General features: G+C 68.9%; 12 protein-coding genes. 7 read left to right on the forward strand and 5 right to left on the reverse strand.

Going from position 1 to position 15,261, the window contains the following annotated elements:
• Positions 1–103: 103 nt before the first annotated feature.
• Positions 104–1,012 (reverse strand): LysR family transcriptional regulator, encoded by a 909-nt coding sequence (locus FHX60_RS10340; RefSeq protein ID WP_092310031.1) that lies wholly within the window; start codon positions 1,010–1,012, stop codon positions 104–106.
• A 151-nt stretch (positions 1,013–1,163) separates the two neighbouring features.
• Here FHX60_RS10340 and FHX60_RS10345 point away from each other — a divergent pair, with 151 nt between their 5' ends.
• Entirely contained in the window at positions 1,164–2,345 is a 1,182-nt protein-coding gene (locus tag FHX60_RS10345; RefSeq protein WP_183283282.1) for a M20 aminoacylase family protein, read from the forward strand.
• A 24-nt stretch (positions 2,346–2,369) separates the two neighbouring features.
• On the forward strand, positions 2,370–3,380 hold the full coding sequence (locus FHX60_RS10350) for a tripartite tricarboxylate transporter substrate binding protein (protein ID WP_092310037.1): 1,011 nt from the start codon (positions 2,370–2,372) through the stop codon (positions 3,378–3,380).
• A gap of 24 nt (positions 3,381–3,404) precedes the next feature.
• Here FHX60_RS10350 and FHX60_RS10355 read toward each other — a convergent pair whose 3' ends face one another.
• Positions 3,405–4,901, reverse strand: coding sequence for a PQQ-dependent sugar dehydrogenase (locus tag FHX60_RS10355; RefSeq protein ID WP_183283283.1), 1,497 nt, complete (start codon positions 4,899–4,901; stop codon positions 3,405–3,407).
• 134 nt (positions 4,902–5,035) lie between these two features.
• Here FHX60_RS10355 and FHX60_RS10360 point away from each other — a divergent pair, with 134 nt between their 5' ends.
• Entirely contained in the window at positions 5,036–5,680 is a 645-nt protein-coding gene (locus FHX60_RS10360) for a uracil-DNA glycosylase family protein (RefSeq protein WP_116602673.1), read from the forward strand.
• A 22-nt stretch (positions 5,681–5,702) separates the two neighbouring features.
• On the opposite strand, the gene FHX60_RS10365 is transcribed toward FHX60_RS10360, so the two are convergent.
• Positions 5,703–6,527 (reverse strand): IclR family transcriptional regulator, encoded by an 825-nt coding sequence (locus tag FHX60_RS10365; protein ID WP_112775540.1) that lies wholly within the window; start codon positions 6,525–6,527, stop codon positions 5,703–5,705.
• A 132-nt stretch (positions 6,528–6,659) separates the two neighbouring features.
• On the opposite strand from FHX60_RS10365, the gene FHX60_RS10370 reads away from it, so the two are divergent.
• The 3 genes from FHX60_RS10370 to FHX60_RS10380 all read left to right on the forward strand — a co-directional run bounded on the left by FHX60_RS10370 (position 6,660) and on the right by FHX60_RS10380 (position 10,582).
• Positions 6,660–8,315 carry a GMC family oxidoreductase gene (locus FHX60_RS10370; protein WP_183283284.1) on the forward strand — a complete coding sequence of 552 codons (1,656 nt, stop codon included), beginning with the start codon at positions 6,660–6,662 and terminating at the stop codon, positions 8,313–8,315.
• Between the two features lie 129 nt (positions 8,316–8,444).
• On the forward strand, positions 8,445–9,773 hold the full coding sequence (locus FHX60_RS10375) for an MFS transporter (protein ID WP_112775542.1): 1,329 nt from the start codon (positions 8,445–8,447) through the stop codon (positions 9,771–9,773).
• Between the two features lie 77 nt (positions 9,774–9,850).
• The gene (locus FHX60_RS10380) at positions 9,851–10,582 is read left to right on the forward strand and encodes a GntR family transcriptional regulator (RefSeq protein ID WP_092310055.1); all 732 of its coding nucleotides are present in this window, start codon (positions 9,851–9,853) and stop codon (positions 10,580–10,582) included.
• Between the two features lie 13 nt (positions 10,583–10,595).
• Here the strand turns inward: FHX60_RS10380 and FHX60_RS10385 are convergent, their stop codons facing one another.
• Positions 10,596–11,324 (reverse strand): BON domain-containing protein, encoded by a 729-nt coding sequence (locus tag FHX60_RS10385; protein WP_112775543.1) that lies wholly within the window; start codon positions 11,322–11,324, stop codon positions 10,596–10,598.
• A gap of 157 nt (positions 11,325–11,481) precedes the next feature.
• A complete protein-coding gene (locus tag FHX60_RS10390; protein ID WP_183283285.1) occupies positions 11,482–12,150 on the reverse strand; it encodes an alpha/beta hydrolase in 669 nt (222 codons plus the stop codon).
• A gap of 466 nt (positions 12,151–12,616) precedes the next feature.
• Between FHX60_RS10390 and FHX60_RS10395 the strand changes: the two genes are divergently transcribed.
• Positions 12,617–15,082: a DUF3772 domain-containing protein gene (locus tag FHX60_RS10395; RefSeq protein ID WP_112775544.1), complete on the forward strand. Its 2,466-nt coding sequence runs from the start codon at positions 12,617–12,619 to the stop codon at positions 15,080–15,082.
• The last annotated feature ends 179 nt before the right edge of the window (positions 15,083–15,261 follow it).

Below are 15,261 nucleotides of genomic sequence, written 5' to 3' on the forward strand. Positions count from 1 at the left end.
CGATTGGCGGACAGGATCAGACTGCATGATCGCCGCAATCCGGCGCGCGCGCCTCTGCCATTCCCGAACACTCCGTTCGCCGCCGCCGCATGCCGGTGCCGGTTCAGGCCGCCGGAAACGCCTTGACCAGGTGCCGCAGCAGGCCGTCCGCGACCGGCGACAAGTGCCGGCCGGCACGCGTCAGGATATGGATACGGCTGTTGTTCAGGATGGGATTGGCCAGCGGCAGCGACACCAGCTGCCGCAACTGCGGTTCCTTCAGCGGCACCGAGCGCGCCGTCAGGATATAGCCCAGTCCCATCGCCGCGTACTCCCACAGCACCTTGAAGGAGTTGGTGACCAGCATCGGCTTGAGCGTGATGTGTTCGTCGAGTTCGGCCGCCTGCACATGCTTGCGCACGCCGAACGAACCCGCCAGGAACGCGCCCTGGTGCTGCGCCAGGTCCGCCAGCGTCAGCGCGCGGCGGCGCCGCGCCAGCGGGTGGTCCTTGTGCACGTGCGCGCGGATCGGCGACAGCCGCGAGTAGTGCGAGTGCAGCCGCGCATCGTCGGGCGGCTGGAATACGAAGCCGATATGGGCCAGGTCCTCGAGCAGCAGGCGCACGGTCTCGTCGGTGCCCGCCACCTGGATGCTGCAGGTGACGTCGGGATGCTTGCGCAGGAAGCCCTGCAGCACGGGTTCCAGCACCAGGTCGACAAAGCCCTCGCCGAAGGACAGTTCGACATGGCCGCGCTGGGCGTTCTTCAGGTTGTTGACCTCGGCCACGAAGGTGTCCTGCAGGTCTTGCTGGCGCCGGGCAAACAGCGCCAGCAGCCGTCCCGCGTCGGTGGCCACCACGCCGCGCCCGCGCCGCTCCAGCAGCGTCAGCCCGGTGTCCTGCTCCAGCTTGGCCACGGCACGGCTGACCACCGAGGGGTCCAGTTCCAGCACTTCGGCGGCGCCGCGCACCGATCCGGTTTCGATGATCTGCAGCAGGCACAGCGCCCGCTTGCGGTCCAGCACGTCTTCCATGGCTTGGTCTCCCTGCGGCGGCGTGCAACGGTGCCGCGCCGCGCGTTCTCTTATCGTTGCATTTTATACAACGATTTGTCGCTACCGTTGTCATGGTTTCGGCGCCCGGCTGCGGAGAGAATGCGGTGAACCACCACGTTCCCCTGCCCCCATGACCCGCACCCTGCCCGCCGACCTGCAGCGATCCATCCAGACCCTCGCGCCGGAGTTCGTCGCGATCCGGCGCAAGATCCACGCGCATCCGGAGCTGGCGTTCGAAGAGCGCCACACCAGCAACCTCGTCGCCGAGCAGCTCGCGGCATGGGGCTATGCCGTGCATCGCGGGCTGGGCACCACCGGCGTGGTCGGCACGCTGCGCAAGGGCCGCGGCAGCAAGGCGCTGGGCATCCGCGCCGACATGGATGCGCTGCCGATCCAGGAACAGACCGGCCTGGACTATGCCAGCACCATCGCGGGCAAGATGCATGCATGCGGCCATGACGGCCACACCGCGATCCTGCTGTGTGCCGCGCGCTATCTGGCCGAGTCGGTCGATTTCAACGGCACGCTGAACCTCATCTTCCAGCCGGCCGAAGAAAACGAAGGCGGCGCGCTGCGCATGCTGGAAGACGGCCTGTTCGAGCGTTTTCCGTGCGACGAGGTGTACGCGCTGCACAACTCGCCGGGAATGCCGGTCGGACAGATCGGCGTCATCGCCGGCCCCGCCATGGCGTCGTTCGACCGCGCCACGGTGACGCTGCGCGGGCGCGGCGCGCACGGCGCCATGCCGCACCACGGCATCGACGTGATGCAGGGCGCGGCCAGCATGGTGCTGGGGCTGCAATCGATCGTCAGCCGCGAAATCGACGCGCTCAAGTCGGCGGTCATCACCGTGGGCGCGCTGCAGGCCGGCAGCACCTACAACGTGGTGCCCGACACCGCGACCATCAAGATCGGCGTGCGCACGCTCGACCCGCGCGTGCGCACGCTGGTCGAAGAGCGCATCCAGGCCTTCGTCACGGCCCAGGCGCAGAGCTTCCGCCTGCAGGCCGAGGTGGTCTACGAGCGCAAGTATCCGGTGCTGGTCAACCACGCCGCGCAGACCGAGTTCGCGCGCCAGGCCGCGATCCGGCTGGTGGGCGCCGACAACGTAGTCGAGCGCCCGCCGGTGATGGGCAGCGAAGACTTCGCCTACCTGCTCGAGCATCGTCCCGGCGCCTATATCCGGCTGGGCAACGGCCTGGGCGAAGACGGCGGCTGCATGGTGCACAACCCGCTGTACGACTTCAACGACAAGGCCCTGCCGGTCGGCGCCGCATTCTGGGCGCACCTGGCGCAAAGCTACCTGGCCTGAAAAAGAAACCGAGGAGACAACTCCATGGCTACCCTGAACCGCCGCCGCTTCCTGCAACACGCCGGCCTTGCCGCCGGTGCTTCCGTGCTGTCCGGCCTGCCGGCGTTTGCGGCCGATGCCTTTCCCGCCAAGGCCCTGTCGCTGGTGGTGCCTTATCCCGCCGGCGGCGCCAGCGACGCGTCGGCGCGTATCTTCGGCGAATCGATCAGCAAGAGCGTGCGCCAGCAGGTGGTGGTGGAGAACTACGGCGGCGGCACCGGGCTGATCGGCGCCAACAAGGTGCTGGCCGCGCCGGCCGACGGCTACACCTTCTTCCATGGCTCGATCAACGAGGTGTTCCTGGCGCCATTGCTCAACCCCGCGGCGCGCTACAAGCCGCAGGACTTTCTGCTGGCCGCGCCGATCAGCGACGCCAATATCGTGCTGATGGTGCGCAACGGCATCGCCGTGGACAGCCTGGACAAGTTCATCGAGTTCGCGCGCCAGGGCAAGGGCAAGTCGCTGACCTACGCCACCGTCGGCATCGACTCGATCTATCACCTGATGGGCGATGCGCTGGCCGCGCGCCTGGGCGTGCCGTTCCTGCACGTGCCCTACAAGGGCGGCGCCCCGGCGCTGCAGGGACTGGCCGGCGGCGAGGTCGACTTTGCCATCCTGCCCTACCAGTCCAGCTTCGACAGCATGCAGCAGCAGGGCCGGCTGAAGATACTGACCAGCTTCTCGCGGGCCTTGCCGCCCGCGCTCAAGTCGGTCCCGCTGATTTCGCAGAGCAAGCTGGTGCCGGATTTCGAATACACCATCGGCGGCGGCTATTTCGTCAGGCAAGGCACGCCGGCAGAGCGCGTGGCGGTGCTGCGCAAGGCCATCGGCGAAGCCCTGGCCAAGCCGGAGATCCGCGCGAAGCTTGAAGCGGAGGGCCGCACCGTGCTGCAGCCGATCGACAGCCAGGAACAGGCCAACCGGATGTTCGAGCAGTACCTGGCGCGCGTCAACAAGCTGATCCAGGGCGTCGGCCGCAAGACCAACGCGGCCTGAGGCGCAGCGAGCGGCGGCAAGGCATCAAGGCGTACCGCCCGAGGCATCGATCCGGTAGACCCGCCCGCTGGTCGCGGACGTGCCCGGATCGGCCAGCACATAGAGCGCCTGCGCGCCATCCACGCCGAACGAGAACACGCTGCCCGGCACCGTGACGTTCCAGTCGACCGGCTCGGTGGCGGCGCCATCGCGGTACACGAAGCTCTGCAGCTTGCCCGTGCACAGATCGGAGTAGAAGTAGCGCCCCTGCAGCGCCGGGCTGGCGCTGCCGCGATACACGTAGCCGCCGACGATGGCACAGCCGCCTGCCTCGTGGCCGTACTCGAACACGGGCATGGTCAGCCCGCTCTTGTCGCAGGTGGCGGCACCCACGCACGCAGTGCCTTCGGTCAGGTTCCAGCCGTAGTTCAGGCCCGCGCTGGTGGACGGTGCCACGTCGACTTCCTCGCGCTGCTCCTGGCCGACATCGGCGATATACAACGAGCCGGCGTCGAACGAGAACCGCCACGGGTTGCGCAGCCCGAGCGCCCAGATCTCGCCGCGGCTGCCGGACTGGCCGAGCAATGGGTTGCCGGCCGGCACACCATAGCCCGACGCGCCGCTGACATCGATGCGCAGCATCTTGCCGAGCAGCGTCGCAGCGTTCTGGGCATTGCCTGCCGGATCGCCGCCACCGCCGCCGTCGCCCGTGCCGATGTAGAGCATGCGGTCGGGGCCGAACGCGAGCTGGCCGCCGTTATGGTTGGAGAAGGTCGGATGCGGGATCGACAGCAACACCGTGCCCGAGGCATCGGCGACGTCCGGATTCGCGGCCGAGACGTTGTAGCGGGCAATGGTGATGGCGCCGCCGGTGTCGGTGTAATAGACGTAGAAGCGGCCGTTGGCAGCATAGTCAGGATCGAATGCCATCGACAGCAGTCCGCGCTCGCCGTCGGTGGTGGTCAGCGCCTCAATATCGAGAAACGGCGTGGCCAGCAGCGCGCCGTCGCGCACGACGCGGATACGGCCGGCGCGCTCCACCACGAACAGTCGCGCATCGCCGGCGGGCGCGGTCAGGAAGATCGGCGCGGAGTAATCGCCGGGCACCTGCGTCAACGACAATTGCATCGATTCCGGCGCACCGTAGGCCACGCTGGCGGTCGCGCCCGTGCCCGCGGCCACTGCGACCACCTGCGACGGCAGCTGCGGCTTGCGCAACGCACTGCCCGTCAGCACGCTGTCTGCGGCGACGGTATAGCTGCCGGGCGGCAGGTTGGACAGCGTGGTCGACTGGACCACGGCCTGGCGGAACTGGCCCGGCCCCGATACCGTGACGGCCGCCGGGGTCCCGGACGGCAGGCCCGAGATCGCCAGCGTCAGCGAGCCGTTGCCGCCGCCACCGCCACCCCCACCGCCACCCCCGCCACCACCGCCGCCTGCGCCGACGCTTTCGCCTCCGCCACCACCGCCTCCGCAGGCTGCAAGTCCCAGGCAACAGGCGATGGCGAATCGGCGAAGCGCGTGGCGGAATGCGTCGGGCATGGCGGGCTCCTGTGACGGCCGGGGCACCGCCTGCCGGCGGCAGGGGCGCCTTGCCCTTGTAAAATACGTCATGCGCGCGGCATCGGCCAACCACTGCAGATCCGCCCGAAAGCGCGCATTCCGGACAACCAGCGATGCCAGCCAAGCCGCCCCCGCCTGACAAACCCCGGCGTCACCAACCCGCCGCGCTTGAATCCCTGCTGACCGAGGTACGCGCCTGCCGCGCCTGCGCGCAGCACCTGCCGCTGGGCCCGCGTCCGGTGGTGCGCGTCGGCGCCGGCGCGCGCATCCTGATCGTCGGCCAGGCTCCGGGAACGCGCGTGCACGAGACCGGCATTCCATGGAACGATGCCAGCGGCGAGCGGCTGCGGCAGTGGCTCGGCGTCGACGACGCCACCTTCTGCGATGCCTCGCAATTCGCCATCATCCCGATGGGCTTGTGCTATCCGGGCCGCGGCAAGGGCGGCGACAACCCGCCGCGCCCCGAATGCGCGCCCTTGTGGATGGACCGCCTGCTGGCGCAACTGCCGTCGATCGCGCTGACACTGCTGGTCGGCCAGTACGCGCAACGCCATTTCCTGGGGGCGCGGCGCAAGTCCACGCTGACCGAAACCGTCAGGGCATGGCAGGACTACGCGCCCGGCTTCATACCGCTGCCGCACCCATCGCCGCGCAACCAGCCGTGGTTCAAGCAGCATCCCTGGTTCGAGAGCGAGGTGTTGCCGATGTTAAGGGAGCGGGTTGCGCGGATCCTGCCGCATGGAAAGGCGTCCGGCTGAACGCGCAGCGCCATCACCCGGCTCACTGCCCGCACAGCACCGCCGCCATCTCCTTCGCCGCACCCTGCAGCGTCGGCACCGCCTGCAGCAGCGCTTCCAGCGAGGCCCGCGCCGTCGGCGCGTGACAGGCAATCGCGGCTACCACCCGGCCTGATCCGGCACCGTCCGGTTCGCGCACCGGCACCGCCACCGCGCACATGCCGCGCACGAATTCCTCGTGATCGACACCGATGCCGCGCGCACCCAGCCGGTCCAGCTCGGCATTGAGTGCGGGCAGGTCGGAGAGCGTGCGCGGCGTGTGCGCGGCGAGGTCCACGCGCCGCAGTGTCTGCTGGCGTTCCAGCCGGTTCATCGCTGACAGGAACAGCTTGCCGCTGGCAGTGCAATGCAGCGGCACATGGATGCCGGGCGACAGCTGCAGCCGCAGCGGCTCGTGGGTTTCCACGCGCTCTACGTACAGCACGCGGTCGCCGTCGAGCGCGGTCAGGTTGCAGGTTTCGCCCAGGCGTGCCACCAGCCGGGCCAGGATGCCGCGGCATTCGCGCAGCAGCGGCGGGCTGCGCAGCGTCTGCAGCGACAACGCCGCCGCGGCCGGCCCGGGCACATAGCCGCGCTCGGCCGGCATCCGTACCACGAAGCCGCTGCGCTCCATCGCCGCCAGCAGGCGCATCAGCGTCGCCTTGGGCACATGCAGGCGCTGCGACAGCTGGGACAGCGTCTGCGGCTGCTGCGCCCGCGCCAGGCTGGACAGCACCGCCAGCACGCGCAGGCTGCGGGCATCCTCTTCCGGCACCCCGTCTTCTGCTGCAGTGCGATTCTGAAACGGCATTGTCATGTTCTGTTTCACAACCGGCGTCTCCTCGCGATTGGGCTTCCCATTCCGACCTTGAAAAATAAAATCCGGAACAGAACGTTTCAAATTATAAAGGCAAGCCGGGCAGGCTGATGCGCCTGACGGCCAATACAGGAGACAGCGACGATGTCGCAAACCGTTGACTACATCGTGGTAGGTGCCGGCTCGGCCGGATGCGTGCTGGCCAACCGGCTCAGCGAGGACGGCCGCCATTCGGTCTGCCTGCTCGAGGCGGGCCCGCCCGACCGCTACCCGTGGATCCATATCCCGATCGGCTACGGCAAGACCATGTTCCACAAGCAGGTGAACTGGGGCTTCTATACCGATCCCGATCCCAACATGCTGAACCGCCGCATCTACTGGCCGCGCGGACGCACGCTGGGCGGCAGCAGCGCCATCAACGGCCTGATCTACGTACGCGGCCAGCGCGAGGACTATGACCACTGGGCCGCGCTGGGCAATCCGGGATGGGGCTGGGACGACTGCCTGCCCTACTTCCGCAAGCTCGAGAACAACGACCTCGGCGCCGGGCCGACGCGCGGTACCGAAGGCCCGCTCAATGCCACCTCGATCGACCGGCGCCATGCGCTGGTCGATGCCTTCATCGCCGCCGGCCAGGCGCTGGGCCTGCCGCGCCAGACCGACTTCAACGGCGGCGACCAGGAGGGCGTGGGCTACTACCAGCTGACCACCCGCAACGGCTGGCGCTGCTCCACCGCGGTGGCCTACCTGCGCCCTGCGCGGGGGCGCGCCAACCTGCGCGTGGAGACCGACGCGCATACCACCGGGATCCTGTTCGAAGGCAAGCGCGCCGTGGGCGTGCGCTACACCCAGCATGGCCAGCCCTATATCCTGCGGGCGCGGCGCGAAGTGATCCTGTGCGCCGGCGCACTGCAGTCGCCGCAGCTGCTGCAGTTGTCAGGCATCGGGCCGGCGCCGCTGCTGCAGGAGTTGGGCGTGCCGGTGGTGCATGCGCTGCCGGGCGTCGGCGAAAACCTGCAGGACCACCTGCAGGTGCGGCTGATCTACGAGGTGGCCAAACCCATTACCACCAACGATCAGCTGCGCACGCTGGCCGGCAAGGCGCGCATGGGCCTGGAATGGCTGCTGCTGCGCAAGGGTCCGCTGGCAATCGGCATCAACCAGGGCGCGATGTTCTGCCGCGCCCTGCCGCACGAAAGCGCCACGCCGGACACGCAGTTCCATTTCTCGACGCTGTCGGCCGACATGGCGGGCGGTACGGTGCATCCGTTCTCGGGCTGCACCTATTCCGTGTGCCAGTTGCGCCCGGCGTCGCGCGGCACCGTGCGCATCCGCTCGACCGACCCGTTCGAGCCGCCGTCGATGCAGCCCAACTACCTGTCGGCCGAACTGGACCGGCGCTGCACCGTCGCTGCGGTGCGCTACGCCCGGCGCGTGGCGCAGACCGAGCCGATGCGCGGGCTGATGAAGCGCGAGTTCCGGCCGGGCGACGAGGTGCGCAGCGACGACGAGATCCTGCACTTCTGCCGCGAGTACGGCGCCACCATCTTCCATCCGTCGGGCACGGCAAAAATGGGCCCGGCCGCCGATCCGCTGGCGGTGGTCGATGCGCGCCTGCGCGTGCATGGCGTTGGCGGGCTGCGCGTGGTGGACTGCTCGGTGATGCCTACGCTGGTATCGGGCAACACCAACGTGCCGGTGGTGATGATGGCCGAGCGCGCGGCAGACCTGATCCGTGAAGACGCGCGGCGCGAGATCCACCACGCCGACGTTGCGGCCCCGATGGCCGCGGCAGCCTGAAGCCGAAGCAACCTGAAGCGGCAAACCGGCGGGGCCAGGCATAGACAACCACCCGGCCTGGCCTCGCAGCGCATCGGCGTCCATAACCATCCTTCCAGAGGACGCCGCCCACCACCAGAGGAGACAAGCATGACTAGCCCCAACGAACAGGCGATCCGCAAGGTCGCGCTGGCGTCCGTGATCGGCGCCACCATCGAGTGGTATGACTTCTTCCTGTACGGCGTGGTCGCCGGCCTGGTCTTCAACAAGCTGTACTTCCCCGGCGATGACCCGCTGGTGGCCACCATGCTGGCCTACACCACCTTCGCCGTGGGCTTTGTCACGCGCCCGCTCGGCGGCGTGATCTTCGGCCACTTCGGCGACAAGGTCGGGCGCAAGAGCATGCTGGTGATGACGCTGATGATCATGGGCGTCTCCACCTTCCTGATCGGCCTGGTGCCGACCTATGACAGCATCGGCATCCTGGCGCCGGTGCTGTTGCTGCTGCTGCGCGTGCTGCAGGGCATCGGCCTGGGCGGCGAATGGGGCGGCGCGGTGCTGATGGCGTACGAGTACGCGCCGCCGCACCGCAAGGGCTTCTACGCGTCGCTGCCGCAGATCGGGCTGGCGATCGGGCTGTGCCTGGCCTCGGGCGTGGTGGCGCTGCTGTCGCTGACCCTGTCGGATGCGCAGTTCCTGGCCTGGGGCTGGCGCGTGGCGTTCCTGATCTCGGCGGCGATGGTGTTCGTCGGCATGTATATCCGGCTCAACGTGAAGGAAACGCCGGAATTCGCCGAGGTCAAGCAGCGCAATGCCGAAACGCAGATTCCCTTTGTCGACATGATGCGGCGCTACCCCGGCAATATCGTCAAGGGCATGGGCGCGCGCTATATCGACGGCGTCTTCTTCAACATCTTCGGCGTGTTCTCGATCACCTACCTGACCCAGACTGTCAATATCAGCCGCACGCAGGCGCTGGTCGGGGTGATGGCGGCTGCGATCGCGATGTGCTTCTTCATCCCGTTCTTCGGCCACCTGTCCGACCGCATCGGCCGCACGCGGGTGTATTTCTGGGGGGCGCTGATCACCGCGCTGTCGGCCTTCCCCGCGTTCTGGCTGATGCTGAACAGCGGTGGCAACACCATGCTGCTGTGGCTGGCGATCGTGGTGCCGTTCGGCATTCTCTACGCCGCGGTCTACGGGCCGGAGGCGGCGCTGTTCTGCGAGCTGTTCGATGCCAAGGTGCGCTACACCGGGATCTCGTTCGTCTACCAGTTCTCGGGCATCTTCGCTTCCGGCATCACGCCCATCATCGCCACGGCGCTGCTCAAGTCGGGCGGCGGACAACCGTGGCAGATCTGCGCCTACGTGGCGTTCGCGGGACTGGTGTCGGCGCTGTCGGTGGCGCTGATCGGGCGAGGCGCGGGCGCCGGGGTGCCGCGCGAAAGCGGCGTGCCGCTGCGCGGCCCGGCGCGCTGAGCGCGAGGGTCGCGGCCGCCGTTGCGGCAGGCCGGCAATGTCTTAGAATGGCACCACGCTAATGACAGGGACATTGCATGCAACCTTCGGACGGCACCGGCGGCACCGGCACTCCTGCCGCCCCGCTTCTGCCCAAGGTGGTGCGCCAGCGGCTGCACGACACCGTGGTCGACCACCTGCGCAACTTCATCGTCGAAGGGGTGCTGGCGCCCGGCATGAAGCTGAACGAGCGCGAACTGTGCGAAACGCTGGGGATCTCGCGCACGCCGCTGCGCGAGGCGCTCAAGGTGCTTGCCGCCGAGGGGCTGATCGAGATCTCGCCCAACCGCGGCGCCAGCGTCTCGCGCATGAGCGAGGCCGAGGCGTGGGAGGCGTTCGAGCTGATGAGCGGCCTGGAGGCCTTTGCCGGCGAGCTGGCTTGCGAGCGCATCACCGGGCCGGAACTGGCCGAGATCAAGGCGCTGCATTACGCCATGCTGGCCTGCCATGCGCGCAATGACCTGCCCGGCTACTACAGCCGCAACCAGGAAATCCACGACCGCATCGCCGCGGCGGCGCGCAACCAGACCCTGCTGCAGACCTACCTGACGCTGAACCGGCGGCTCAAGGCGATGCGCTTCCGCTCCAACCACCAGACCGACAAGTGGGACCGCGCGGTGCACGACCACGAAGAAATGATCCGCGCGCTGGAAGCCCGCGACGGCAAGCGGCTGGCGTCGATCCTGCGCCAGCACCTGCTGGAGAAGCGCGCCGCGGTGATGCAGATCCACCCGGATCCGGCCAGCGCGCCTGCCGTGCCCAACGCCTGAGCGCGGCGCCCGGTCAGCGCCGCGTGGCCAGGATGCGGTAACCGCGGCTGCAATGCTCCTGCGCCGCGGCGCGGGCTTCATCCGGATCGTCGAACAAGCCGGCCTGGGCAATTTCCGGCACCAGCACGGCCTCGCCGGATTCCGCGCCGAGGAAGCGCCCGTCGCGAGACTGGACGATATACAGCACGTCCGCCCCAACCTCTCCCACCGGCTGGCGCCAGCCGGCAGCCTGGCCCAGGCGCCGCTGTCCGGGCACGCTGCCGGCGCCGGTGTCCTGCTGCCCGTCGTCCGTGCCGCCCGCGCGGCGCGCCACATGCAGGTTGTTGCGCACCTCATTGACGCCCAGCACGTCTTCGGCCAGCTCTTCAATGCGGTACTTGATGCCGCGGTCGGCCACGGTGCCGGTCAGCGTGACGATGCCCGAGCCGACGTCGACGGTGACGTCCGAGACGTCGTCGTCGGCATGCGCCAGCCGTTCGCACAGGTCGTCGCGGATGCGCGTGTCGGTGCGGTGGTAGTTCTTGGGCAGCCGGCGCGATGCGGTCCGCGCCGGGATGCCGGGACGGTACTGGTCTTCCGGACCCTCGCCGTCTTCCGTGCCATAGCGGGCCTGCCCGTAGCCAAAGCCCGCGCCGCCCGGATTGCCGCTGCGCCAGTGGTGTGCCTGGCGGCTATCGCCGGGCTCGCCATAGCCGCGGTTGCGCCACGTTTCCCTGATTTCCGACGGTGGATAGTCTTTCATGGATTGCCTCCGATCTGGACGCGTTCGTGCGCCGTGTCTGCTATCGGTAGCATCATCCATGCCTCGCGCCGTGCCTGGCGGCACTCGGCTACAACACGCGGCACGACGCCGGCCAGACCGCCGCCGTGCCGCGCGAGCGCGGGCAGGATCGAAGTTTTTACACGGTTGTGCCGGACCCGGGCCGGTCGAGGTAGCCGCCGACGATGCGCACCAGCAGCGGCAGCTTGCCGGTGAAGAAGTGATCCGCGCCCGGCACCACCACCACCGGCAACGCCTGCGGCCGGGCCCAGTCGAACAGCGCGGCCAGTTGCGCGCGCTCGTCGTGCTCGCCATGGACCACCAGGCAATCGGCCGGCACGGCCGGGGTGTCATAGCTGCGATGGCCTTTCACCACGCCGTAGGGGGTGCCTGCCAGCACCAGGTGGCGGATCGGCACGGACTGCGCCACCAGTGCGGCAGCCACATGGGTCATGACGAAGGCACCGAAGGAAAACCCTGCCAGCGCCAGCGGCAAGCGGGGATGCGACGCGCGCAGGTGCGCGATCACCGCCAGCATGTCCTGCGCCTCGCCGCGGCCCTGGTCATGGGCGCCGCCCGAGCCCTCCACGCCACGGAAATTCGGCCGCACGGCCAGGTAGCCGCGCGCCACCAGCGCCTTGGCCAGCTGGTGCGGCACCTTGTGCGTGGCCGAGCCGCCCAGCAACGGATGCGGGTGGCCCACCACGGCAATGCCGAGCGGATCGCCCTTGGGTCGGTCGACCAGCATTTCAATCGGCCCGGCGTCGCCGTCGAGCCTGGTCTTTTCGGTGCCTGACGCAACCGCCATGCGTTCTCCAGAAGATGTTGAGTGACTGAGGCAATGCGGGCCGCGCATGGCCCGAAGCCCGTGATGTTACTGCGATGACGGCGAGCATGCCGACGGTGGCCGCGCCGGCGCCACAGGCATGGATGCGTATCAATTTGTCACAGTGTGCCCGATCCGCCGCAGCATCCGGCGGTGTGGCGGATGCGCTTTTCTATAATTTCGCGAATCGCGGCAGGGCCGGTTGCAACCGGTCCCGTCACCCGCGGCCAGCTGCCGGTGCCCTCGCGTGGGCGCATCGGGCCTGGCCGGACCATGCGCCGAGAGGATCGCCAGCGAGCGGCAATCCCCTCGCCTGTTCATTGCCGGTGTCCCGGCCGTTCCCGCATCCGATCGCCGCGCCGCATCCTGCCTGATGCCGGCGCGACAGGCGATCCCGCATGTCGATGCCGGAGCGCCGCAAGCCGTCACCGTCCGACGAGATTCCGCCATGAGCAACGTTTCACGGCTCGCACTGGGCCTTGCGCTCGCCGCGCTATGCCACCTGATGCCAGCCACCCTGCCGGCCGCGATCGCGGCGCCGGCATCCGAGGCCGCCTCCGCCACCGAGGCACAGCAGCCCCCCGCCCTCACGCACGCCGAAGCCACCGCCGAACTCAAGCGCCTGCAGACCGAGCAGGACCGCATCAAGCAGCAGGCTTCCGACCCCGACGGCACCACCAAGCTGGACGAGCTCGACCACGACCTGCACAAGCTCGATGCCGACGTCGACAGCCTGAGTGCCGCGCTGGCGCCGCAGCGCAACCAGCTGCAGGCGCAGCTCGACGTGCTGGGCCCGCCGCCGTCGGACGGCATCACCAAGGAGGCCCCGGCGGTGGTGCGGCAGCGCGCGGAACTGAACGCGCGGCGCCTGCAGCTCGATGCGCAGCTCAAGCAGGCGGCCGAGAGCAAGGAGAACATCGCCAACCTGAGCGGCCAGATCGCACGGCTGCAGCGCAGCCAGATGAAAGACCAGCTGGCGCTGCGCTCCGACAGCATCCTGAACCCGCAGTTCTGGAAGCCGATGGTCAGCCCCGCCGCCGAGGACCGCGCGCGCATGGCCGCGTTCCTGGACCAGGTGGTGCCGATGGTGCAGCTGGCCTGGCAGCCGTCGCAGCGCGCCGCCACCATCGCCCTGCTGCTGCTCGCGCTGGGCGTGTGGCTGCTGGGCAAGCGCCTGGCCGAACGCGCGCTGGCCTGGTTCTGCCTGAACAAGCTGCCCCCGACCCGGCTGCGGCGCAGCGCGCTGGCGCTGGCCACCACCATCGCGACGGTGGCGACCACGGGGCTGGCGGTGCAGATCGTCTACAACGCCTTCACCCGCAACTATGAACTGCCGCCGGACCTGATGACGCTGTACGGCGGGCTGGTCAAGCTGACCCTGACCAGCGCCCTGATCGCGGGCCTCGGGCGCGCGCTGCTGTGCACGCGCCACCCGTCCTGGCGGCTGCCCGCGCTGGCCGATCCCGTGGCGCGGGCGATGAAGCCGTTCCCCGCGGTGCTGGCCGGGCTGTTGCTGCTGGCCGGCACGCTGGAACAGCTCAACCGCATTGCCGATACCAGCGTGCAGGTCACGCTGCTGGGGCGCGGCCTGGTCTCGCTGGTGGTGGTGCTGACCATCGGCGCGGCGCTGCTGCGCGCCAACCGCGTGCGCAACGAGCTGGCCGCGGCCGGCGAGCAGCCCGAGGCGCGCGCCACGCTGGCGGGCATGATCCACGCCGGCGTCACGCTGATCGTGATCGTGTCGATGGTGGCGCTGCTGGCGGGCTATATCAGCTTTGCGCGCTTCCTGACCTATGAGCTGGTCTGGTTCGACATCGTGCTGTGCAGCCTGTACCTGCTGACCCAGGTCACGCGCGACCTGTTCGAAAGCCTGTTCTCGACCCAGCACACCAGCGGCCAGGTGATCAAGCAGCTGTTCGGCGTCGACGATGCGCGCCTGGAACAGGCCGCCACCATCCTGTCCGGCATCGGCGCCAGCCTGTTGCTGCTGCTGGCCGTGGTGGCGCTGCTGACCGGCGGCTTCGGCACCACCCCGGCAGACCTGGTCGACAGCCTGGTCACCGTGCTGGGCGGCGAAAAGCTGCGCAGCCTGAACATCATGCCCGAGCGCATCCTCAATGCGCTGGTCGCGCTGGGGGTGGGCATCTGGCTGCTGCGCACGGTGCGGCGCTGGCTGGATGCGGAGCTGCTGCCCAAGCTGTGCATGGAGCCCGGGCTGCGCGCGTCGCTGATCACGCTGTTCAGCAATGTCGGCTACGTGCTGCTGGTGCTGCTGACGCTGTCGCTGCTGGGCGTGCGCTGGGATAACCTGGCGTGGATCGTCAGTGCGCTGTCGGTCGGCATCGGCTTCGGCCTGCAAGAGATCGTGAAGAACTTCGTGTCGGGGCTGATCCTGCTGACCGAGCGTCCGGTCAAGGTGGGCGACATGGTCAGCATCGCCGGCGTCGAGGGCGACATCCGCCGCATCAACGTGCGCGCCACCGAGATCCAGCTGGGCGACCGCTCCACCGTGATCGTGCCCAACTCGCAGCTGATCTCGCAGAACCTGCGCAACGTCACCATGAGCAACAGCACCCAGGGGGTCGCCTCGCTGCAGCTCACCTTCCCGCTGAACACCGACCCCGAGCAGCTGCGCGACCTGCTGCTCGACGTCTACCGCGAGAACGAAAGCATCCTCGATGTACCCGCCCCGTCGGTGATGTTCAGCCAGCTGGCGCCCAACGGCATCACGCTGTCGGTGACCGGCTATGTCGGCAGCCCGCGCATCGCCGCGAATACTCGCAGCGACCTGCTGTTCGAGATTCTCAAGCGACTCCGCGCCGCGGGCATCTCGCTGTCGGTGCCGCAGTCGCTGCGGCTGGAGAACATGCCGCCGCTCGGGCCGGAACCGGAGCGCGCGCTGGCGACCGGCTGATGGCCGGCGGCAGTGCCGCCCCGGGTGGAAGTGATGCGCATGGAACGCATGATCTGGGGCCCGGAGTTTGCGCAGACGGGGCTGGACAGCGTACAGATGCCGGCAGGCTGGCCGCGGGAGACGGCGCCGACCTGAGGCGGCGCTGCCGGCGCACGGCGCGGCTGCATTGGATATTCTCT

This window comes from Cupriavidus alkaliphilus (assembly GCF_014191175.1).
In the GTDB taxonomy this organism is placed as follows: Bacteria; Pseudomonadota; Gammaproteobacteria; order Burkholderiales; family Burkholderiaceae; genus Cupriavidus; species Cupriavidus alkaliphilus.